The sequence below is a fragment of the Rhizobium sp. CAU 1783 genome (assembly GCF_054551725.1).
Map to the genome: position 1 here is coordinate 1,020,877 of NZ_JBTOLM010000002.1, position 19,429 is coordinate 1,040,305.

Genomic DNA, 19,429 nt, shown 5'->3' on the forward strand with positions numbered 1-19,429 from the left:
CGGGCAGGCGATAAACAGTAGGTGACGTGCTTCGCCGATCTCCCGAAAGCCTCCGGTGCCCCGCAGATGACAATCCGCTACGACAGACCTGTGTCCCGTTCGGCCTATCTCGCCCGGGCGCTCGGCCTATTCTCCGCCGGCATGGTCGCCCTCGTCGTGCTCGCCCATCGTTTCGGGCCGCTGACCACGCCGGATTTCGTCGCGCTTTCCGTGCTGGCGGCGGTGCCGGCCGTGCTTGCCGTGCCGCTGGCGGTGATCGGCCTCGCGCGCCTCTGGTATGTCGGCGCGCGCGGCGGCAAGGCTGCGGCGGCCGCACTCTTCTATGCCGCGCTGCCGCTCTCGCTCGTCGGATGGGGTGCCTATCGCTTTCTTGATCGCCCGCCCGTCTACGACGTGTCGAGCGACCTGGTCGACGCGCCGCAGTGGTTGACGATCCCCGCCGGCAAGCAGCAATGGATGCAGCGTCCGCCGATCACGCCGATGAGCCGCGAAGCGCAGTATCTCGCCTATCCCGAACTCACCGGCCGTCGTTACGAGGGCGCACTCGACCGCGTCTACGAGGCGGTTCGCAAAGTGGCGGAGGAAAGCGGCTTCACCATCGTTTCCCAGCGAGGTCAGGAATTCGCGATGCCGGAATTCCAGCCGACGGCCCCCGCCGGTCCGGCCGAGGAGGTCGACCCCAACGCCGAACCGCAAGGGGTGCCGGTGCCCTTGCCGCGGCCCGAGCCTCAGCCGGACGCCATCCCGGCGGCGCCGGAGCCGACCGGCACCGTGCGTCTGCAGGGCTCTGTCCGCACCATGATGCTGGGCCTTCCCTTCGACATGGTGATCCGTCTGCGCGAAGAGGCCGAAACGACCCTCGTCGACATGCGCGTGGCGAGCCGTTTCGGTCCGCACGACCTCGGCATCGGCGCCGAGATCGCCGATCACTATCTCCACGCCCTCGACGCCGAACTGCTCGGCATTGCCGGCGACTGAGCCGGGACTTCCGTTAAGCGGTTTGTTGTTTCTAGAACTGCCCGCGCAGGAAGGCGGCAATCGCGGCCGACGTCGGGTCGCCCGCCATGCCGATGTTGCGATTGAGGTCGCGATGGCTGGCGCCGTCGACCGGCAGGAGGGTTGCCGGCGTTCCCGCGACCTCGAGCGCGTCGGCGAGGTCTGTCGCCTGCGGGCAGGAATCCGCCCGCTGCGTTGCGCAGACCATCTGGAAGGCCCGCGCATTCGGACCGCCGGCATGGGCGATCGGTGAGAGGGACACCTGCCGCTCCGGATCGTCGCCGAAGGCGGCCCGGTAGAGCCGCCGCATCAGCGGCCCGGCCGCCGCGATCTGGCGCGGAACGTCATAGGCCGCACCGTCGAGCAGCACGACCGCCCGGATCGCCTTGAGCGACGTGCCCCGGGCCATGAGATATTGCGGGTCGCTTGCCACCAGAGCGGCAAGATGGGCGCCTGCCGAATGGCCGATGAGTGCGATGCGGCGCGGATCGACACCGAGCTCGGGCGCCCGGCCGCGGATCGACGCCACGGCGGCCGCCACGTCGTCCGCCTCGTCCTCGACACTCGCCTCGGGAACCAGCCGGTAGTTGATCGCCGCGAAGGCATAACCCTCGTGATGGAAGAAGGCCGCCTTCTCGCCGGTCGCCATTGCCTTGTCGCCCATGCGCCAGGCGCCGCCATGGATGAAGACGACGAGCGGGGCCGGCCCGCTGCCGGCAGGCGGCGCGTAGAAGTCGATTCGTTGGGCGGGGTCGTCGCCATAGGCGATCACCTGAGGTCGTCCGGCGGAAACGGCGATCCCCGGAAAGACGAGCGCATTAATGAGGAAGAGCAGGAGAAGGACCGGGCGTGTCACTTGTCTTTCCTCGTTTCGCCGCTGTCAGGCCAGCCGGTAGATTCCCGAAAGGCTCGGCGGCCCGTCGGTCGCGACCTCGCCCTTCTCTACCAGATCCTCGATATGGGCGAGCACCGAAAGGGCGGCCGCCCCGTGCAGCTTCGGATCTGTCGTGGCATAGATCACCTTGACCATGTCGGGGATCAGCCGGTCGCCGGACCGGATACGCTCCAGAACGGCCCGTTCGCGCATGCGCCGATGGGTGCGAAGACCCCTCAGAAACGCCGCCGGATCCTTCACCGGCCCGCCGTGGCCGGGAAAGTAGATCCGGTCGTCGCGCTCGAGAAGGCGCTCGAGCGAGGCCATGTAGTCGCCCATCGCCCCGTCCGGCGGCGCGACGATCGAGGTGGCCCAGGCCATCACATGGTCGGCGGAAAAGACGATACCGCGGTCGTCGAGCCCGAAGGCGACGTGGTTTGCGGTATGCCCCGGCGTCAGGATCGCGGTCAGCCGCCATCCGTCGCCCTCCACGACATCCCCGTCGCCGAGCGCGATGTCGGGCACGAAATCGACGTCGGAGCTTTCGGCGAAGGGATTGGCCTCGCCGGCATGCAGCGGCCGGGCGGATCGATGCGGCCCCTCGGCGACGATCGTCGCCCCGGTGGCCGCCTTGAGCCGGCGGGCGAGCGGCGAATGGTCCTTGTGGGTGTGGCTCACCGCGATATGGGTGACCTCCCGGCCGGCAAGGGCCGCCATCAGCGCGGCAAAATGCGCATCGTCCTCCGGACCCGGATCGATCACGCAGACGGAACGATCGCCGACGATGTAGCTGTTGGTGCCGTGGAAGGTGAACGGCCCCGGATTGTTGACGGTGATGCGCTGAACATGCTCGGCGAGCGGCACCGCCTCGCCATGGGCGGGCTGGAAGGCCAGGTCGAATTCCGGGCTTTTCGCTGCGCCGCGCGCTTCGCTCATTTGTATTCGATCTCGATGAAGGACATCGGTTTCTTGCCGCCGTTGATCACGTTGTGCTCGATGCCGGCGTCGCGGCGATAGACCTCGCCGACCGGCCGCGTCAGCCGGTGTTCGCCGGTTGAGTCCTCGACCAGGAATTCGCATTCCGTCATTGTCACCACGACATAGCCCATGCCGTGCACGTGATGGCCGGTGGCTGCCCCCGGTTCGAAGTCCCAGCGCGTCACGCGCACCACCGGATCATCGATCAGCAGGGTCGGGATTGCGGGCGGGCGGGCGGAATATCCGGGCATGACGGCTCCTTTGGCGTCGGCGTTTTTCGCCAACAGCTATCGCACCGCCAAAGGGGCAACGTAAAGGGGAGAATGCGGCCTATCGCGGGATGGCCGGCCGGCGGCCATCGGTCCGGCCGCCGCCCTGGTTGTGTCGTTCGATGCTTGGCCGCTTTGCCGACCTCATTCCGGCTGCGACCGCGCGGCCCAGCGAACAGTCCGGCAAGTCAGCCATGTCGCCGTCAAAGACAATGGCTTGGGATCCGGGCGAGCTGTTCAGTGCGGCGGCCCCGCAAGGGCCGGTGAGCCACTTTGGGCTGTTTGCGCCCCGGCCGCGGTGACCGCGGCCGGAGTGACCAATAGCGGCGATCGGGGCGTGCGTTAGGCCGCGCGCCGCCCGTGACGGCCTTCCTCGACCTCCTCGACGATCTTCTTCACGAAGGCGTCGAGGTCGTTCGGGCTGCGCGAGGTGATGATCCCCTGGTCGGTCACCACGGCTTCGTCGCGCCAGGCCGCACCGGCATTCATCATGTCGGTCTTGATGGAGTGATAAGAGGTCGCCTTGAGACCCTTGACCGCGCCGGCCTCGATCAGCAGCCACGGCCCATGGCAGATCGCGGCGACCGGCTTGCCGGAAGAGACGAAGCGGCGCACCAGCTCGACGGCCGAAGGCTCGGCCCGCAGGAGATCCGGATTAATCTGGCCGCCCGGGATGACGAGGGCATCGAAATCCTCAATGTCGACCGCGTCGATCGTGCGGTCGACGTCGACGCTGTCGCCCCAGTCCTTGTCCGACCAGCTGCGGATCGGCGCCTTCTTCAGCGAGGCGATCTCGACGGTCGCACCGTGCGCGGTCAGCTTTTCAAGCGGCACCCGCAGTTCCGAGCGCTCATAGCCGTCGGTGGCAAGGATGAGGATGCGGGCGGAATGGATGGAGGGCATGGAATGTCCTTTCCGGTTCTGTCTGTCTTCGGGGTGGAAAGGCAGAACTCGGAAACGGCGCCGATCGTTCCCGAAAAAGATGAAAACCGGCGATCGCCGCCGATACGGCGGGAAAGCATGAATTTTCCGCGACAAGGTCATTGCCGCTCGGCCCGGCCTTTGCTAATCAGGCGCCGACCGCCGACGGCCTCAAACGCCGCCGCGCTGATTGGGGCGTCGCCAAGCGGTAAGGCACCGGTTTTTGGTACCGGCATTCCCAGGTTCGAATCCTGGCGCCCCAGCCATCTTTCCCCCTTCAGGATACCAGCGTCAGGCGCTCGCCCTCTGGTGCGCCTTGCCCCCTCATTCACACTTTCCGGGAATGTCGAGCTTGTAGGTGGTCTTGCCGGGGCCGTCGGGCAGGATGGGGATGAGGTAGACGAGAAGGTCGCATTCCTGGGTGCGGACCTGCCATTCGCTGGCGCCGTCCTTGCGCGTGCCGGTGTTGGAGATTGCCCCGATCGGCGCCTGGTGCACCGCGTCGGCGACAGCACCGCTGCCGAGGATGGTGCCGATCCGCTCCGCGCTGTCGTAATAGCCCGAAAGTGCGGCGGCGGCCGGCGTGGCGAGCAGCGCCGGGAAGAGAATGACGGCTTTGGAGATGGATTTCATGACGTTCGGCCCCCCGGTGACGGGACAGGGTCCCGTGCGTTATCGATAGCGCAACAATGGATATCACGGCTGAACGATCGATGAATGACCAATTGGAGGTGGAGTGTGGCCGAGGGCTTCAGTCGGGTGCCTTGCGCCAGCCGGCAGCGCGGGCCTCCGCCTCGCTGCAGAACCAGCGCTCCCCGTACTGGGGCAGGATCTTCGTCTCGTCATAAGAGTGCTGGCCGGGGAGGTGATAGATCCGCTGGCCGTTGTTGAGGCTGACATTGCCCTTGATGGCGCATCCGCCTGCCGCTGCAGCCATGGCCGGCCACAGGTCGTCGGCAACGACATAGGCGAGACCGCCGACGAAAAGGGCCGAAACGGCAAGGGCGGGAATGAAGCCCAGCCCGGATTTGACCGGTTCCGGCTCCTCTGGTTTCCAATGGAATCTGGGGTTGCCCATCGTGAAGCCTCCTCCTGAGCCAAACGATAGCGGAGAGGTCTTTCAATTGAGTTTCAGTAATATCTAAAATTTTAACAAATTCTAAATGATGACAGCCATTGTCTGTCCGTGGTCGAACGCCTGCAGGAGGCGGGCGCCGTCTCGAAAACGCCGATTATCCCCTGACCTTGACCGGGCGCCAAACGATCGTCTCCGGCGTGCGGTCGAAGGGATAGTCCATCAGGGTGATGCGACAGTCGCGGCGGTCGCATTCCTTGCAGCGGAAGGGCAGCGAGCGCGGGTCGCGGCCGTGGCCGTAGAAATTGCCGAGATCGCTCGCGAGGAAGCGGGCCTGCCTTTCGCATTGCGGGCAGGTCGCCACCACGAGCATGTTGTGGCGGAGCGCTTTTCCAAGGGTGTCGATGCTGACGGCCATGCGGCATGAATGAAACAAAACAAGAACATCGTCAAGTGCGAATAAAGCCGGAAGCCTTGTCCAGCAGGGCTTTCGGCGGTCCGGAGACGACATCGCGTCGGGTAAGGTAATATACTGTTTTTTAACTGGAAAACCGATGTGCCGTAAGGCAAATGTTAACCTTAATGCATATATAAAAACAACACTTCCATCAGGTAGTGCGTTCGTGAAGTGAGTTGGTTTCGCGTATCTTTTGGGAGGGCGCCATCCACGGCGTCCTCCGCAAAGGAATGCCGTCATCCGGGGCCTGGACGCTTCGCCGCCGTCCGCCCGCGCGACCCTCGCAAATCCCTCCGGGCAATCAAACGCAAATGCCGGCCAAACGAAAAGCGCCCCGAGGCCGCCCGGGGCGCTTTCGTTCGTCATTCGGTGATGCCCGGCCGCAGGGGCCGGGATCCTCACTCGGCGGTGAGGAACTCCGCGCAGTAGCTGCGGCCGTCGGTCTGCCTGTCGACGACGGTGCGGATCGAGCGGATCGTGTAGTCCGGGGAAACCGTCAGCTGGACCTCACAGCGCAGGTATTCCGTGCGGGCCTGCTTCAGCAGCTTACCCTTCTTGCCGTCGCCGAGGTCTTCGTAAACGGCCGGCACCGCACGCGACTTGTAGCCGCCGCGCCAGGTATAGAGCGTCGCGCCGCCGGCTTCCGTGTCACCGGCCGGAGGGCCGAACTTGGCGAAGAATGCGCCGGCCTGCTGGCCGTTCCAGCGCGCTTCGATCGGGCCTTTTGCGCCGCCCGTTGTAGTGCATCCGGCAAGAGCCAGCGCAAGGCCGGCCATGGTGATCACGCGGAAATTCATTTCTCTGTCCCTTGAGCTTTAATCGGCGGACATTTCCGGCAAAAGGCCCCTGTTCCTCTGCCTTCACGGGAATGTCTCGCGTCAACCGGCTTTAGCGGCAAACCGCCGCGGAGGAAATCGCACTCTTCGGGCACACATACATTTTTCCACCGATGATGCGCAGCGGCCACGATCCGGCCAAATGCCTTGCGGCAAAAGGCGAAGGTCGGGGCAGGGGCAGGAAGAGGTACAACCGGCTTGTCATGAAAATTTCGTCTTTCGGCGGAAATCTTCAAAACACCGCTTGTGCTCCCAAAATGGCTGGTCTATAGAGGCGCCGCTGGTCACGGAGTGTAGCGCAGTCTGGTAGCGCACCACGTTCGGGACGTGGGGGTCGAGTGTTCGAATCACTCCACTCCGACCAGCCGAAAAGCCCGCGAAAGCGGGCTTTTTTCATTTTGCTCCTCCGACAGCGGCGGTTTGTCGATCTGTCTTGCGCTGCGCCTGTGGGTGCGCCGCCGAAGAAAGACGATCGAAAATTCTCGCAAGCCGCGTCGCAGGCGAGGGACGGGGAGCGCCCTCCACCGCCGAGAGGACCGGGCCGCCAGGCGGGGGGATGCCTCATACCTTCGCAGCATGCGACATCCCGCCCGTTGCCCGGTGCTCGAAACAACACTATCGCTGTGCCCGATCGGAGATGGGCTGCGCGGGGAGGGCGCGCCCGACAGGAAAGATCGGCTTGCGCGAGCTTGCCGGCAGGTGGGGCATTTGAGTACGAGGCGGCGGCGGCAACGCCAGGAACGCGTAACCCTCGAGGATGTGGCTCTCGCGGCCAATGTCAGTTCGATCACGGTCTCCCGTGCCCTGCGCAATCCGGAAAAGGTGACGCCCGAGCTTCGCGACCGCATCCTCCGCCACGTCGCCGACATGGGCTATGTTCCCGACTTCGCCGCCCGCGCGCTCGCTAGCCGCACCTCGGGCATGATCGGCGTTCTGTCGCCGTCGCTTGCCAATTACGCCTTCATCAGCATCATGCGTGGCATCGAGGATCGTGTCGGCATGACGGACCTTCGTATCCAGTATGCAAATACCGGCTTCGAACCCGTCGAACAGGTCAAGCAGCTGCGCCTCTTCCTCTCGCAGAACCCCGTCGGCCTGATCGTCGTCAGCGGCGTCGAAAGTCCACAACTGCTCGACATCCTCGCCCAGGCGCCATGCCCGATCGTGCAGGCGCTCGACATCGCCAGCGCCCCGATCGGCATGGCGATCGGCATCGACAACCGCATTGCCAGCGAAACCGCGACCCGGCATCTGATTGAACGCGGCTATCGCCGCATCGCCCTTTTCAGCGGCGGTCCGGCGATCCATGCCTATCCGCGGCTTGCCGGCTATCGGGCCGTGATGGAGGAGGCAGGTCTCTTCGATCCGGCGCTCGTCGTCCAGCATCAGGGCCACAGCTCCGTCAGTCTCGGTGGCCATCTCATCGATCGTCTGTTCCGCCAGGCGCCTGATGCCGATGCGGCCTTCTGCCTGTGCGACGACGTCGCACTCGGTGCGATCTTCGAATGCCAGCGCCGCGGCATCCGCGTTCCGGAGGATTTCGGCATCTGCGGCTATCACGACCTCGACTTCGCCAGCGTGTCCGTGCCGACGATCACGACGGTGCGGGTGCCGCGCTATGACATCGGTTTCCGCGCCGCAGACAAGCTGTTGAGGGCCGTCGCCGGCGGCAAGACGGTTTCGTCCGTGGTCGATGTCGGCTTCCAGCTCGTCGAACGGGAGACGACGGCACGCCGTGTGGCCGAGTGATGATGCGGCGAGACGTTCTGCCGACGGGGAATTGCGGGCGAACATTCCGATGCCCCTCGCTCTGGGGCAATATTCTTCCTTGAGGCTTTGGCCGATCTCGCGAATAAACAGCCATGGAAGCTGGCACGGGCAACCGGGCATACGCGGCCGGCGAGCAAACGCCGTGGCCCAAGGGCACTGGAGCAGGTGATGCATATCGAACGCGATCAGAACGGCGACTTCATCCTCGACCCGCGCGAGATATCCCAGCGCTTTGGTCTCTCGCCCGCGGAGTTCCGCCGCCATCAGGAGCAGGGCCTCGTCAAGAGCACCGTCGAGATCGGCGAGGGCGAACACGCCGGCACCTCGCGGCTCAGCCTGCGTATCGGCAATCGCATCTGGCGCGCGATCCTTGATGCCGATGGCGGGGTTGTCAGCGAGGACCTGAACTTTGCCCGCGGTGGTCTCGTTCGCCGGGACGACACCGCCTGAGCGTTCCCACCGACACCCATCCTCCTTCGCTATCTTCTACAAACAAAAAAAGCCCGCTTCGGTGAGGAAGCGGGCATTGGGGACGCGCTGCGTCCGGGGAGAATGGTTAGCCGTCGATGCCGTCGATCAGGTCGCGGGCGGCGGCGTTGGTGACACGGCGGGTTTCAACCTCGTCACGACGGCTGGCAAGCAGCTCGGTCGCCATGATCTGCTCGGCAAGATCGGCCGGCAGCGAGAGAATGACACGAACCTCATTGGCGTTGAGGCCGGTCAGGTCGGCACGCTTGGCCGTCACCATTCCGCCGGCCACCGTGTTGTTGGTGTCCGGATCGATCAGGATGAAGGCGCCCGTCGAGCGGTTCTGCTCATAGGGGTCGAAGATCGCCGTCTCGTCGAAGGAGAGGTGCACCTTGCCGATGGCGTTCATCGGCAGCGCTTCCGCTGCATTCCACTTGCCGGTCTTCAGGTCGAGCTGCGAGACCGGGTTGACCTGAACGCGCTGGCGGCGCGAGCCCGACTTCAGCCAGTAGCGCTTGCCCGGCTGGATGCCGTCCGGCTGCAGCGCCACCAGATGGGCGTCGAAGGAGAGGCCCGTCTGCGGCTGGCTGTCGAGCGAGACGATCATGTCGCCGCGCGAAACGTCGACCTGGCGGTCGAGCACCAGCGTGATCGCATCGCCCGCGACCGCCGCATTGCGCACCAGGTCGAAGGTGACGATCTGCTTGACGTTGGCGATCTGGCCGGAGGGCAGGATCACCACGCCGTCGCCGGGCTTCACGGCGCCGCCGGCAACCGTACCCTGGTAGCCGCGGAAGCTTTCGCCCGGGCGGCAGACGCGCTGGACCGGCAGGCGGAAGCCCGTGGTCTGGGCCGAGCGCAGCGTCGCGAGTTCCAGCGTCTCGACCAGCGTCGGGCCTTCATACCACGGCATCGCGGCATGGCCGGAATAGACGACGTTCTCGCCCTTCAGCGCGGACATCGGGATCGCGGTCACCTGGCGCACGCCGAGCGTCAGCGCCAGCTCCTTGAACTCATGCGAGATCCGGTCGAACACGGCGCGGTCATAGTCGACGAGGTCGAACTTGTTGACGGCCAGCACGAACTGCTTGATGCCCATCAGCGAGGCGATGGTCGCATGGCGGCGGGTCTGCTCGAGCAGGCCGGCGCGGGCGTCGACGAGCAGGATCGCGAGATCGGCGGTCGAGGCGCCGGTCGCCATGTTGCGGGTATACTGTTCGTGGCCGGGGGTGTCGGCGACGATGAAGGATCGCTTCTCGGAAGAGAAGTAGCGATAGGCGACGTCGATGGTGATACCCTGTTCGCGCTCCGCCTGAAGGCCGTCGAGCAGCAGCGCGAAGTCGGGCAGGCCGAGGTCGTTCTGCTTGCCCGAATCACGGTGAAGCGTGGCGGCCTGGTCTTCCTTGACGGCCTTGGTGTCCCACAAAAGGCGGCCGATCAGCGTCGACTTGCCGTCGTCCACCGAGCCGCAGGTGATGAGGCGCAGCGGGCGCGAATCGCGCGTGACGGGAGCCGGATGGGTCTCCGGAAGAACGGAGGCGAGGGCGGTTACGCTTGCGGTCATCTCAGAAATATCCTTCGCGTTTCTTCTTTTCCATCGAACCCGACTGGTCGCGGTCGATGGCCCGGCCCTGGCGCTCGGACACGGTGGCGATTTCAAGCTCGGCGATCACGTCTTCGAGCGTCGTCGCCTGGGAGCGGATGGCGCCGGTCAGCGGGAAGCAGCCGAGCGTGCGGAAGCGGATCATGCCCTCCTGCTTCACTTCGCCCGGCAGCAGTTCGAGGCGCGGATCCTCGGCGAGGATCATCATGCCGTCGCGTTCGACGAAGGGGCGCTTGGCGGCATAGTAGAGCGGCACCAGCGGAATGTCTTCCGCCTGGATGTAGCGCCAGATGTCGACCTCGGTCCAGTTGGACAGCGGGAAGGCGCGAACGCTCTCGCCGCGGCGGATCTGGCCGTTGTAGATGTTCCACAGTTCCGGGCGCTGGTTGCGCGGGTCCCATTTGTGGTCGGGCGTGCGGAACGAATAGATGCGTTCCTTGGCGCGGCTCGCTTCCTCGTCTCGCCGCGCGCCGCCGAAGGCCGCGTCGAACTGGCCGGCGTCGAGCGCCTGGCGCAGGGCCTCGGTCTTCATGATGTCGGTGTAGAGGGCCGAGCCATGGGTGAAGGGCGTCACGTTCTCGGCCGCACCGCGCGGATTGGTGTGCACGATCAGGTCGAGGTCGTAACGTTCGACGATCTCGTCGCGAAACGCGATCATTTCCTTGAACTTCCAGCCGGTGTCGACGTGAAGCAGCGGGAAGGGCACGCGGCCGGGATAGAAGGCCTTGCGCGCCAGATGCAGCAGCACGGAACTGTCCTTGCCGATCGAATAGAGCATGACCGGCTTGTCGAACTCGGCGGCCACTTCGCGGAAGATGTGGATTGCTTCGTTTTCCAGTGCCTTCAGATGCGGATCAAGCGGCGGCTTGGTCGGCGTGTCCTTGGAATGAGGATCGAATTCGGAATGGTGCATTGTCTCTTGTCCTTGGGTCGGATCCTGTCCGACGGTAAATCCTGGGCCTTACCCCTCATCCGGCTGCCGCCACCTTCTCCCCGCCTGCGGGGAGAAGGGAGATGCCGCGCCGTTTCCGTCTCCCTCTCCCCGCGAGCGGAGAGAGGATCAGGGTGAGGGGCAAAGTCTCCGAAATCAGGCCGGTGTCGGTATGGAAGACGCGGTCGCTTCCGGGACGTGCAGGCCGCATTCGCGCTTCTCGTCGTTTTCCCACCACCAGCGGCCGGCGCGCTCGGGTTCGCCGGGCTTGATCGCCCGGGTACACGGCTCGCAACCGATCGACGGGTAGCCCTTGCGGTGCAGCGGGTTGGTCGGCACGCCTTCGGCTTCCACATAGGCGTTGATCGCCTCGATCGACCAGTCGGCGAGCGGGTTCACCTTGATGAGGTTGCGCTCCGCGTCATATTCGGCAAACGGTGTCGCCGCGCGGTTGCCGGACTGGCCGCGACGCAGGCCGGTCACCCACAACGTGGCGCCGGAAAGCGCCTTCGCGAGCGGCACCAGCTTGCGCACGTGACAGCAGGCGTGGCGGGCTTCGACGCTTTCGTAGAAGCCGTTGAGGCCGTATTTCGCCGCATAGGCGTCGATGTCGTCCTGCTCCGGATGGAAACGCTTGATGGCGATGCCGAACCGTTCCTCGGTTTCGCCGATGAGATCCACCGTCTCCTTGAACAGCCGGCCGGTCTCGAGCGTCGAGACCTCGATCGGCAGGCCGGCAAGGCCGATGGCCGCGGTGATCACCTGGTCCTCGATGCCGAGACTCGTGGTGAAGACGGCCCGTCCACCGAAGGCCGCGACGATACGCAGTCGCTCGGTGAGGTCTGCGCCGGCGAGTGCGGCGTCGAGGGCAGCGGCGGCTTCTGGGAGGTTTTGAAGGCTCATGTTTCTCTTCCTGCTAGTGCCAGGGATTATTCCTCATTTCGCCGAGCGCGAACAGGAATTGCCTTTCAAGCAGAGGAAGATGAAGAGCAAATATCTCTCTCCACGCGGACAATGGCGGGAATTCGTCCCGGTTGCGTCGCGTGGCGGCCGGCCCGTGTCGGCCGGAGAACTCGAATATCTCGAACGTTACCACGTAATTTCTAGTAAATCAATAGAGTTAATGTTGCAGCATGGTTTCCGGTCCGACGCATAGCCTCGGGGTTTGAAAAAACGGTCGAATTCGGTTATCCCGACGGGACGCGGCGATCTGCCCGCGTCGAGTGGTGATTGGACATGATCTCCCAAAAGGCGAAATATGCATTGCGGGCGCTGACGGCTCTGGCGCGTGCCGAGACGGGCGATCCCTTGCAGATTTCCGATATTGCCGATCGCCAGAAGATCCCGAAGAAGTTCCTCGAGCAGATCCTGCTCGACCTCAAGCGCAACGGCATGGTGACCAGCCGGCGCGGCAAGCAGGGCGGTTATCTCCTGCTGCGTCCGGCCTCCGACATCACTTATGGCGAAGTGCTGCGCCTGATCGACGGCCCGATCGCCCCGCTGCCCTGCCTGTCGATCACCGCCTACCGCCGCTGCGAGGACTGTGCCGGCGAAAAGGACTGCGAGATCCGCCACGTCTTTGCCCGCGTCGCCGACGAGACGCGCGCGGTGCTCTTCTCGACGACCATCGCGGATGCGATCGCCGCGCCGGCAAGCAGCGACGTGATGGAGCTTGCGGACTGACGATTCCGCGGTTTGCCGGAATTTTCCCCGCCCGGAAGGTCCTTGGCGGTTAGGTTTTCGAAATCCGGCTTTTCTGCGGCAGCCCCGTTCCACGAACATTTTGCCCCGTTGCGGTCGCCGTTCGTGGGTCAGCATTTTCCCTGCCGTGTGCGGGGAGGGTACCGTTTTGCTATTTTTCCGCTCGCGTTGACTAACTCGACCTGTCCAGTAGTCTTAACTTCAGGAAAGAGGAAAGGAGAAGGTTGCCATGAACAGCTTTACGAAACGGCTTGGTGGACTGCTTTTGGGTCTGTCGATGACCGCTGCGGCAGTGGCTTCGGCCCATGCCGAAACGGCTCTGCTGAATGTGTCCTACGACCCCACCCGCGAACTCTACAAGGACTATAACGAGGTCTTCGCCAAGCACTGGAAGGCCGAGACCGGCGAGGATGTCTCCATCCGCCAGTCGCACGGCGGCTCCGGCAAGCAGGCCCGTTCGGTGATCGACGGCCTCGATGCGGATGTCGTGACGCTGGCCCTCGAAGGCGATATCGACGCGATCGCCAAGGCGACAGGCAAGATCCCCGCCGACTGGCGCGGCCGCCTTCCCAACAACTCGTCGCCCTATACCTCGACGATCGTCTTCCTCGTCCGCAAGGGCAATCCCAAGGGCATCCAGGATTGGGGCGACCTGGTAAAGGGCGACGTGCAGATCATCACCCCGAACCCGAAGACCTCGGGCGGCGCCCGCTGGAACTACCTGGCAGCCTGGGCCTGGGCGCACAAGGAATTCGGTGGCGACGAAGCCAAGATCAAGGAATACATCGCCGAGCTCTACAAGCGAGCGCCCGTTCTCGACACAGGTGCTCGCGGCTCGACTGTCACGTTTGCCCAGCGCGAGATCGGCGACGTGCTGATCGCCTGGGAAAACGAGGCCTATCTGGCCGGTGCCGAATTCGGCGAGGACAGCTTCGACATCGTCGTGCCAAAACTCTCGATCCTGGCCGAGCCGCCGGTGACCGTGGTTGATGGCAATGTCGACGCCAAGGGCACCCGCAAGGTCGCCGAGGCCTACCTTCAGTATCTCTATTCGCCGGAAGGTCAGGCCCTTGCAGCCAAGCACTTCTACCGTCCGTCGAAGCCGGAACTGGTGCCGGCCGACCAGCTGAAGCTGCCGAAGCTCGATCTGGTGACGATCGACGACCCGATCTTCGGTGGTTGGGCAAAGGCTCAGCCGACCCACTTCGCCGATGGCGGTATCTTCGACCAGATCTACAAGCCCGCCAACTGACTTTGGCGATCCTCCCGGGAGACAAGCCCCGATCTTGAACGGTCGGGGCTTGTCGCATGATTATTTGCAGGCATGATAAAAAGCGCGACGAGGCGATGACGACGGGAACCTTCATGAAAAACTGGCGACAGCCGAGCATTCTGCCGGGCTTCGGCCTGACGCTCGGCTATACGATCTTCTATCTGACGGTGATCATCCTGATCCCGCTGGCTGCCCTCATCTGGCGTTCGACGGCGCTCGGCTGGCGGGAGTTCCTGGCGATCGCGCTCGATGAGCGGACGCTGCGCGCCCTCGAGGTCAGCTTCGGATCGGCCCTCATGGCCGCCTCGATCAACGTCGTCTTCGGCGTGATCACAGCCTGGGTTCTGGTGCGTTACACCTTTCCCGGCCGCCGGCTGCTCGACGCGGTGATCGATCTGCCCTTCGCGCTTCCGACCGCGGTTGCCGGCATCGCCCTTGCGGCGCTCTATTCGCCGAAGGGCTGGGTCGGCCAGCTGTTCGCCCCGCTCGGCATCAAGATCGCCTTCACCCCGATCGGCATCGTCGTTGCCCTGATCTTCGTCGGCCTGCCGTTCATCGTGCGCACCGTGCAGCCGGTGATGGAGGAGCTCGACCGCGAGGTCGAGGAGGCGGCGGCGACGCTCGGGGCCTCGCGTTTCCAGACGCTGCGCATGGTGGTCCTGCCGACGCTCGTCCCGGCGATCCTGACCGGCTTCGCGCTCGCCTTCGCCCGCGCCGTCGGCGAATACGGATCGGTCATCTTCATCGCCGGCAACATTCCTTACGTGTCGGAAATCGCACCGCTCCTGATCGTCATCCGGCTCGAGGAGTTCAACTATGCGGGCGCCACCTCGATCGCCTGCATCATGCTGGTGATTTCGTTCGCCATGCTGCTGTTGATCAATCTGCTGCAGATGTGGAGCCGCAGGAGGTACACCAATGTCCGCTGAAACCTCCTCCCGCACCCCGTTCCATGACGCGGCCAACGAATTGCCGGCCTGGCGCTGGCTGCTGACCGCCATCGCCATCGTCTTCATGCTGCTGGTGGTGGTCCTGCCGCTCGCGGTCGTTTTCGTCGAGGCCTTCCGCAAGGGCGCGGCGGAATTCGTCGAGGCACTCGTCGAGCCCGACGCGCTCTCCGCCATCCGGCTGACGCTGACGGTCGCGGCGATTTCGGTGCCGCTCAATCTGGTCTTCGGCGTGGCGGCCGCCTGGGCGATCGCCAAGTTCGAGTTCCGTGGCAAGACCTTCCTCATCACCCTGATCGACCTGCCGTTCTCGATCTCGCCGGTGATTTCCGGCCTGGTCTATGTGCTGCTGTTCGGCGCGCAGGGTTTTCTCGGCCCGTGGCTGAAGAGCTACGGCATCGAGGTGATCTTCGCGGTGCCCGGAATCGTGCTTGCGACCGTTTTCGTAACCTTCCCCTTCATCGCCCGCGAACTGATCCCGCTGATGCAGGAACAGGGTGCCGGCGACGAGGAGGCGGCGATCTCGCTCGGCGCGTCCGGCTGGCAGACCTTCTGGTATGTGACGCTGCCCAACATCAAGTGGGGCCTGCTCTACGGCGTGCTGCTCTGCAACGCCCGCGCCATGGGCGAGTTCGGTGCCGTCTCAGTCGTCTCGGGCCACGTCCGCGGACTGACCGAGACGATGCCGCTGCATATCGAAGTGCTCTACAACGAATACAACTTCGTCGCCGCCTTTGCCGTGTCGACGCTTCTGGCTCTCCTTGCCCTCGTCACGCTGGCGCTCAAGACCATTCTCGAGCTGCACTACGGCGACGAAATCGCGGCAAGCCGCAAACACTGAAAGGTTCTCCCCATGGATGTCACCATTACCAATATCCGCAAGGAGTTCGGCCAGTTCCCGGCGCTGCACGACATTTCCCTGTCGATCCGCACCGGCGAGCTCATTGCGCTGCTCGGGCCTTCCGGGTCCGGCAAGACGACCCTTCTTCGTCTGATCGCCGGCCTCGAACAGCCGACCGCCGGCCGCATCTTCTTCGGCAAGGAGGACGCCTCGGAAAAGAGCGTGCAGGAGCGCCATATCGGCTTCGTCTTCCAGCACTACGCCCTGTTCCGTCACATGACGGTCGCCGACAACATCGCCTTCGGCCTTAAGGTGCGCCCCAAGGCCACCCGCCCGCCGGCTGCGGAAATCAGGAAGCGCGTCTCGGATCTCCTCGACATGGTGCACCTGTCGGGCCTCGAGCGGCGCTACCCGGCCCAGCTCTCGGGCGGCCAGCGCCAGCGTGTGGCGCTCGCCCGCGCCATGGCGATCGAGCCGACCGTGCTCTTGCTGGACGAACCCTTCGGCGCGCTCGACGCCAAGGTCCGCAAGGAGCTGCGCCGCTGGCTGAAGGAGTTCCACGACCGCACCGGCCACACCACTTTCTTCGTCACCCATGACCAGGAAGAGGCGCTCGAACTCGCCGACCGCGTCGTGGTCATGAGCCAGGGCAAGGTCGAGCAGGTCGGCTCGGCGGACGACGTCTACGACACGCCGAACTCGCCCTTCGTCTTCTCCTTCATCGGCGAATCCTCGCATGTCCCGGTCGCGGTCCGTGACAACACCGTGCTCTTCCAGGGCGAGCCGATCGGCATTGCCGACAAGGCGGAGGGCCCCGGCGAACTCTTCTTCCGCCCGCAGGACGTCGCCGTGACGACCGAGCGCAATTCGCTCTACGGCAAGGTCACCGCCTGCCGCCGTCTGGCCGGTACCCGCATCGCCGAAATCGACGTCGCCAACGAGGGGCACGAGCCCTACCACCTGGAAATCGAGGTTCCGCTCGACGCCCCGGTCGCCGTCGGTGCCGAAATCCGCTTCCGCCCGAGCCGCTGGAAGCTGTTCTCCAACGGCTCCGCCTCGAACGGCGCGTAACGAAACGAAGGCCGGTCGCAAGACCGGCCTTTTTTCATGGACCATGTCTCGATTGCCGCGTTCGCCGACCGGGACGACGCGAAACCCGTCTTGCCGGTTGCATCTTTTACGCGGACGAGTTGCCGTGGTTGACGTCGTGGCGTTTCGGGCGCACCCTGCATCGCAATTGCAACGCAGGAGATGTCCGATGAAAACCGCAACGCTTCCCTCTCTGCGCGTCGATCCCGAACTGCGCGCGGCTGCCGAAAGCGTGCTGAAGGAGGGCGAAAGCCTCTCCGCCTTCGTCGAGAATTCGGTGAAGGCGCAGATCCATTTTCGCAAGACCCAGGCCGAGTTCATCGCCCGCGGGCTGGCGGCGCGCGAGGAGGCCAAGCGCACGGGCATCTATTACGATGCCGATGAGGTTCATGCCGAGCTGCGAGCCATGTTGGACGCTAAGAAAGCAAAACTCGGGCGATGAGTTTCAGATTGCGCTATAGCCCCGATGCGCGGGCGGATATCAAGCGGCTTTATGCCTTCCTGCTTGAGAGGGACTTTGATGCCGCCGAAAAGGCCGTCGAAGTCATCATTCGCACGATCAACGGTCTCAGGGAATTTCCCTTCGCCGCACGCAAGGCTCCTGGGGACAACAGCTTCCTGCGCGAATTGGTTATCCCTTTTGGCGCTGGCGGTTACATCGCTCTCTTCGAAATAGAGAATGGAAAGACGGTCACCATCCTCGCCGTCCGCCACCAGCGCGAGGATGATTACCACTGAGCCTTACCGGTCGCTCGTCTCCCACCTCGGATTGATCCACGGTTCCTGGTTGGAGCGGGGCAGGGGCTGCTTGCCGAGGATGTGGTCGGAAGCCTTTTCGCCGGTCATGATCGACGGGCCGTTGAGGTTGCCGTAGGTGATGTCCGGGAAGATCGACGAATCCGCGACGCGCAGGCCCTCGACGCCGATCACGCGGCATTCCGGATCGACGACCGCCATGGGATCGTCCTTCGAGCCCATCTTGCAGGTGCCGCAGGGGTGATAGGCGCTTTCCAGATGCTCGCGCAGGAAGGCGTCGATCTCATCGTCCGTCTGCACATGCTCGCCGGGCTGGATTTCCGAGCCGCGATAGTGGTCGAAGGCCTTCTGGCCGAAGATTTCGCGGGTGAGCCGCACGCAATGGCGGAACTTCACCCAGTCCTCCTCGGTGCTCATGTAGTTGAAGCGGATCACCGGATCGGCCATCGGGTCGGAGGACCGCAGCGTCACGCTGCCGCGCGACTTGGAGTGGTTGTAGCCGACATGCACCTGGAAGCCGTGGCTGTCGGCCGCCGCCTTGCCGTCATAGGAGATCGCCACGGGCAGGAAGTGATACTGGATGTCCGGCTGCTTGACGCCCGGTGCCGAGCGCACGAAAGCGCAAGATTCGAACTGGTTGGAGGCGCCGAGGCCGGTGCCGGAGAACAGCCATTGCGCCCCGGCGACCCCCTGCCAGAACCAGGGCAGCCACGAATAGAGCGAGACGGGCTTGGTGGAGACCTGCTGGAAATAGAATTCCATGTGGTCCATCAGGTTGGCGCCGACGCCCGGACGGTCGAGCTTCACCTCGATGCCCATCTCCTTCAGATGTTCAGCCGGTCCAATGCCGGACAGCATCAGCAGTTTCGGCGAGTTGAACGAGGAGGCGGCGACGATCACCTCGCGGTTCGCCTTGACCACCTCGATCTTTCCGTTGCGCTCGATCTCCACGCCGGTGGCCCGGCCGTTCTCGATGACGATCCTGCGGGCGAAGCAGCGAACGAGTTCCACATTCGGGCGCTTCAGCGCAGGCTTCAGATAGGCATTGGCGGCGGACCAGCGGCGCGACTTCCAGATGGTCTGCTCCATCAGGCCAAAGCCTTCCTGCTTCTCGCCGTTATAGTCGTCCGTGGTTTCGAAACCGGCCTGCTTGCCGGCCTCGACGAAGGCCTTGAACAGCGGGTTCTTCACCGGCCCGCGCTGGACGTGCAGCGGCCCGTCGGTGCCGCGCCAGCCGTCCTGCCCGCCATGCGAGTTTTCCATGCGCTTGAAGTAGGGCAGCACGTCGGCATAGCCCCAGCCCTTGGCGCCGGCCTCTTCCCAGCGGGTATAGTCTTCCGCCGAGCCGCGGACATAGACCATGCCGTTGATCGAGGACGACCCTCCAATCACCTTGCCGCGCGGCGCCGTAATCCGGCGGTTGTTGAGGTTCGGCTCGGGCTCGGAGAGATAGCCCCAGTTATAGCGCTTCATGCTCATCGGCCATGCCAGCGCCGCCGGCATCTGGATGAACGGCCCGACATCCGACCCGCCATATTCGAGCACCATGACGGTGTGCTTGCCGTCTTCCGACAACCGATAGGCCATGGCCGAACCCGCCGAGCCGGAACCGATGATGATGTAGTCTGCGTTTTGCATCTGAAA

Annotated in this window: 22 protein-coding genes and 2 tRNA genes; 12 read left to right on the top strand and 12 right to left on the bottom strand. The window is 64.4% G+C overall.

What is annotated here, in order from left to right:
• Positions 1 to 66 precede the first annotated feature (66 nt).
• The gene (locus ACX93L_RS11675; RefSeq protein ID WP_459404985.1) at positions 67 to 978 is read left to right on the top strand and encodes a DUF1499 domain-containing protein; all 912 of its coding nucleotides are present in this window, start codon (positions 67 to 69) and stop codon (positions 976 to 978) included.
• Positions 979 to 1,009: 31 nt separating this feature from the next.
• On the opposite strand, the gene ACX93L_RS11680 is transcribed toward ACX93L_RS11675, so the two are convergent.
• From ACX93L_RS11680 to ACX93L_RS11695, 4 genes are all read right to left on the bottom strand, one after another.
• The gene (locus ACX93L_RS11680; protein WP_459404986.1) at positions 1,010 to 1,852 is read right to left on the bottom strand and encodes an alpha/beta hydrolase; all 843 of its coding nucleotides are present in this window, start codon (positions 1,850 to 1,852) and stop codon (positions 1,010 to 1,012) included.
• A 24-nt stretch (positions 1,853 to 1,876) separates the two neighbouring features.
• On the bottom strand, positions 1,877 to 2,806 hold the full coding sequence (locus ACX93L_RS11685) for an MBL fold metallo-hydrolase (RefSeq protein ID WP_459404987.1): 930 nt from the start codon (positions 2,804 to 2,806) through the stop codon (positions 1,877 to 1,879).
• Positions 2,803 to 3,099 (bottom strand): cupin domain-containing protein, encoded by a 297-nt coding sequence (locus tag ACX93L_RS11690; RefSeq protein WP_459404988.1) that lies wholly within the window; start codon positions 3,097 to 3,099, stop codon positions 2,803 to 2,805. Before ACX93L_RS11690 ends, ACX93L_RS11685 begins: the two co-directional genes overlap by 4 nt.
• A gap of 360 nt (positions 3,100 to 3,459) precedes the next feature.
• On the bottom strand, positions 3,460 to 4,020 hold the full coding sequence (locus ACX93L_RS11695) for a type 1 glutamine amidotransferase domain-containing protein (protein ID WP_459404989.1): 561 nt from the start codon (positions 4,018 to 4,020) through the stop codon (positions 3,460 to 3,462).
• A gap of 209 nt (positions 4,021 to 4,229) precedes the next feature.
• On the opposite strand from ACX93L_RS11695, the gene ACX93L_RS11700 reads away from it, so the two are divergent.
• A tRNA-Gln gene (locus ACX93L_RS11700) sits at positions 4,230 to 4,304 on the top strand.
• Positions 4,305 to 4,362: 58 nt separating this feature from the next.
• On the opposite strand, the gene ACX93L_RS11705 is transcribed toward ACX93L_RS11700, so the two are convergent.
• The 4 genes from ACX93L_RS11705 to ACX93L_RS11720 all read right to left on the bottom strand — a co-directional run bounded on the left by ACX93L_RS11705 (position 4,363) and on the right by ACX93L_RS11720 (position 6,367).
• Positions 4,363 to 4,671, bottom strand: a complete 309-nt coding sequence (locus tag ACX93L_RS11705) for a hypothetical protein (RefSeq protein ID WP_459404990.1) — start codon at positions 4,669 to 4,671, stop codon at positions 4,363 to 4,365.
• A gap of 118 nt (positions 4,672 to 4,789) precedes the next feature.
• Positions 4,790 to 5,116 (bottom strand): sunset domain-containing protein, encoded by a 327-nt coding sequence (locus ACX93L_RS11710; protein ID WP_169589709.1) that lies wholly within the window; start codon positions 5,114 to 5,116, stop codon positions 4,790 to 4,792.
• A 154-nt stretch (positions 5,117 to 5,270) separates the two neighbouring features.
• The gene (locus ACX93L_RS11715) at positions 5,271 to 5,531 is read right to left on the bottom strand and encodes a hypothetical protein (protein WP_169589864.1); all 261 of its coding nucleotides are present in this window, start codon (positions 5,529 to 5,531) and stop codon (positions 5,271 to 5,273) included.
• A gap of 437 nt (positions 5,532 to 5,968) precedes the next feature.
• Positions 5,969 to 6,367, bottom strand: a complete 399-nt coding sequence (locus tag ACX93L_RS11720; protein WP_459404991.1) for a hypothetical protein — start codon at positions 6,365 to 6,367, stop codon at positions 5,969 to 5,971.
• Positions 6,368 to 6,693: 326 nt separating this feature from the next.
• Between ACX93L_RS11720 and ACX93L_RS11725 the strand changes: the two genes are divergently transcribed.
• The 3 genes from ACX93L_RS11725 (at position 6,694) to ACX93L_RS11735 (ending at position 8,626) form a co-directional block, all read left to right on the top strand.
• Positions 6,694 to 6,770 (top strand) — tRNA-Pro (locus ACX93L_RS11725).
• 344 nt (positions 6,771 to 7,114) lie between these two features.
• On the top strand, positions 7,115 to 8,155 hold the full coding sequence (locus ACX93L_RS11730) for a LacI family DNA-binding transcriptional regulator (RefSeq protein ID WP_459404992.1): 1,041 nt from the start codon (positions 7,115 to 7,117) through the stop codon (positions 8,153 to 8,155).
• A gap of 189 nt (positions 8,156 to 8,344) precedes the next feature.
• On the top strand, positions 8,345 to 8,626 hold the full coding sequence (locus ACX93L_RS11735) for a DUF6522 family protein (protein WP_459404993.1): 282 nt from the start codon (positions 8,345 to 8,347) through the stop codon (positions 8,624 to 8,626).
• Positions 8,627 to 8,732: 106 nt separating this feature from the next.
• Here ACX93L_RS11735 and cysN read toward each other — a convergent pair whose 3' ends face one another.
• The 3 genes from cysN to ACX93L_RS11750 form a co-directional block, all read right to left on the bottom strand.
• Positions 8,733 to 10,208, bottom strand: a complete 1,476-nt coding sequence (cysN, locus tag ACX93L_RS11740) for a sulfate adenylyltransferase subunit CysN (protein ID WP_459404994.1) — start codon at positions 10,206 to 10,208, stop codon at positions 8,733 to 8,735.
• A 1-nt stretch (position 10,209) separates the two neighbouring features.
• A complete protein-coding gene (cysD, locus tag ACX93L_RS11745) occupies positions 10,210 to 11,160 on the bottom strand; it encodes a sulfate adenylyltransferase subunit CysD (RefSeq protein WP_459404995.1) in 951 nt (316 codons plus the stop codon).
• 174 nt (positions 11,161 to 11,334) lie between these two features.
• Complete coding sequence (locus tag ACX93L_RS11750; protein WP_459404996.1) at positions 11,335 to 12,081, bottom strand: phosphoadenylyl-sulfate reductase; 747 nt, start codon at positions 12,079 to 12,081, stop codon at positions 11,335 to 11,337.
• 333 nt (positions 12,082 to 12,414) lie between these two features.
• On the opposite strand from ACX93L_RS11750, the gene ACX93L_RS11755 reads away from it, so the two are divergent.
• From ACX93L_RS11755 to ACX93L_RS11785, 7 genes are all read left to right on the top strand, one after another.
• The gene (locus ACX93L_RS11755; RefSeq protein WP_459404997.1) at positions 12,415 to 12,861 is read left to right on the top strand and encodes an RrF2 family transcriptional regulator; all 447 of its coding nucleotides are present in this window, start codon (positions 12,415 to 12,417) and stop codon (positions 12,859 to 12,861) included.
• A gap of 247 nt (positions 12,862 to 13,108) precedes the next feature.
• Entirely contained in the window at positions 13,109 to 14,131 is a 1,023-nt protein-coding gene (locus ACX93L_RS11760; RefSeq protein ID WP_459404998.1) for a sulfate ABC transporter substrate-binding protein, read from the top strand.
• Between the two features lie 113 nt (positions 14,132 to 14,244).
• Positions 14,245 to 15,081 carry a sulfate ABC transporter permease subunit CysT gene (gene cysT, locus ACX93L_RS11765; protein WP_459404999.1) on the top strand — a complete coding sequence of 279 codons (837 nt, stop codon included), beginning with the start codon at positions 14,245 to 14,247 and terminating at the stop codon, positions 15,079 to 15,081.
• Positions 15,071 to 15,940 (top strand): sulfate ABC transporter permease subunit CysW, encoded by an 870-nt coding sequence (gene cysW, locus ACX93L_RS11770; RefSeq protein ID WP_459405000.1) that lies wholly within the window; start codon positions 15,071 to 15,073, stop codon positions 15,938 to 15,940. The genes cysT and cysW overlap by 11 nt, the downstream gene beginning before the upstream one ends.
• Before the next feature lie 12 nt (positions 15,941 to 15,952).
• On the top strand, positions 15,953 to 17,011 hold the full coding sequence (locus ACX93L_RS11775; protein WP_459405001.1) for a sulfate/molybdate ABC transporter ATP-binding protein: 1,059 nt from the start codon (positions 15,953 to 15,955) through the stop codon (positions 17,009 to 17,011).
• A gap of 187 nt (positions 17,012 to 17,198) precedes the next feature.
• A complete protein-coding gene (locus ACX93L_RS11780; RefSeq protein ID WP_459405002.1) occupies positions 17,199 to 17,471 on the top strand; it encodes a YlcI/YnfO family protein in 273 nt (90 codons plus the stop codon).
• Entirely contained in the window at positions 17,468 to 17,767 is a 300-nt protein-coding gene (locus tag ACX93L_RS11785) for a type II toxin-antitoxin system RelE/ParE family toxin (protein WP_459405003.1), read from the top strand. Before ACX93L_RS11780 ends, ACX93L_RS11785 begins: the two co-directional genes overlap by 4 nt.
• 3 nt (positions 17,768 to 17,770) lie before the next feature.
• Here ACX93L_RS11785 and betA read toward each other — a convergent pair whose 3' ends face one another.
• On the bottom strand, positions 17,771 to 19,423 hold the full coding sequence (gene betA, locus ACX93L_RS11790) for a choline dehydrogenase (RefSeq protein ID WP_459405004.1): 1,653 nt from the start codon (positions 19,421 to 19,423) through the stop codon (positions 17,771 to 17,773).
• Positions 19,424 to 19,429 lie beyond the last annotated feature (6 nt).

Coding starts and splice junctions, on each gene's coding strand:
- ACX93L_RS11675 (WP_459404985.1), top strand. CDS start 67: ATGACAATCCGCTACGACAGACCTGTGTCCCGTTCGGCCTATCTCGCC.
- ACX93L_RS11685 (WP_459404987.1), bottom strand. CDS start 2,806: ATGAGCGAAGCGCGCGGCGCAGCGAAAAGCCCGGAATTCGACCTGGCC.
- ACX93L_RS11690 (WP_459404988.1), bottom strand. CDS start 3,099: ATGCCCGGATATTCCGCCCGCCCGCCCGCAATCCCGACCCTGCTGATC.
- ACX93L_RS11695 (WP_459404989.1), bottom strand. CDS start 4,020: ATGCCCTCCATCCATTCCGCCCGCATCCTCATCCTTGCCACCGACGGC.
- ACX93L_RS11705 (WP_459404990.1), bottom strand. CDS start 4,671: ATGAAATCCATCTCCAAAGCCGTCATTCTCTTCCCGGCGCTGCTCGCC.
- ACX93L_RS11710 (WP_169589709.1), bottom strand. CDS start 5,116: ATGGGCAACCCCAGATTCCATTGGAAACCAGAGGAGCCGGAACCGGTC.
- ACX93L_RS11715 (WP_169589864.1), bottom strand. CDS start 5,531: ATGGCCGTCAGCATCGACACCCTTGGAAAAGCGCTCCGCCACAACATG.
- ACX93L_RS11720 (WP_459404991.1), bottom strand. CDS start 6,367: ATGAATTTCCGCGTGATCACCATGGCCGGCCTTGCGCTGGCTCTTGCC.
- ACX93L_RS11735 (WP_459404993.1), top strand. CDS start 8,345: ATGCATATCGAACGCGATCAGAACGGCGACTTCATCCTCGACCCGCGC.
- cysN (WP_459404994.1), bottom strand. CDS start 10,208: ATGACCGCAAGCGTAACCGCCCTCGCCTCCGTTCTTCCGGAGACCCAT.
- cysD (WP_459404995.1), bottom strand. CDS start 11,160: ATGCACCATTCCGAATTCGATCCTCATTCCAAGGACACGCCGACCAAG.
- ACX93L_RS11750 (WP_459404996.1), bottom strand. CDS start 12,081: ATGAGCCTTCAAAACCTCCCAGAAGCCGCCGCTGCCCTCGACGCCGCA.
- ACX93L_RS11755 (WP_459404997.1), top strand. CDS start 12,415: ATGATCTCCCAAAAGGCGAAATATGCATTGCGGGCGCTGACGGCTCTG.
- ACX93L_RS11760 (WP_459404998.1), top strand. CDS start 13,109: ATGAACAGCTTTACGAAACGGCTTGGTGGACTGCTTTTGGGTCTGTCG.
- cysT (WP_459404999.1), top strand. CDS start 14,245: ATGAAAAACTGGCGACAGCCGAGCATTCTGCCGGGCTTCGGCCTGACG.
- cysW (WP_459405000.1), top strand. CDS start 15,071: ATGTCCGCTGAAACCTCCTCCCGCACCCCGTTCCATGACGCGGCCAAC.
- ACX93L_RS11775 (WP_459405001.1), top strand. CDS start 15,953: ATGGATGTCACCATTACCAATATCCGCAAGGAGTTCGGCCAGTTCCCG.
- ACX93L_RS11780 (WP_459405002.1), top strand. CDS start 17,199: ATGAAAACCGCAACGCTTCCCTCTCTGCGCGTCGATCCCGAACTGCGC.
- ACX93L_RS11785 (WP_459405003.1), top strand. CDS start 17,468: ATGAGTTTCAGATTGCGCTATAGCCCCGATGCGCGGGCGGATATCAAG.
- betA (WP_459405004.1), bottom strand. CDS start 19,423: ATGCAAAACGCAGACTACATCATCATCGGTTCCGGCTCGGCGGGTTCG.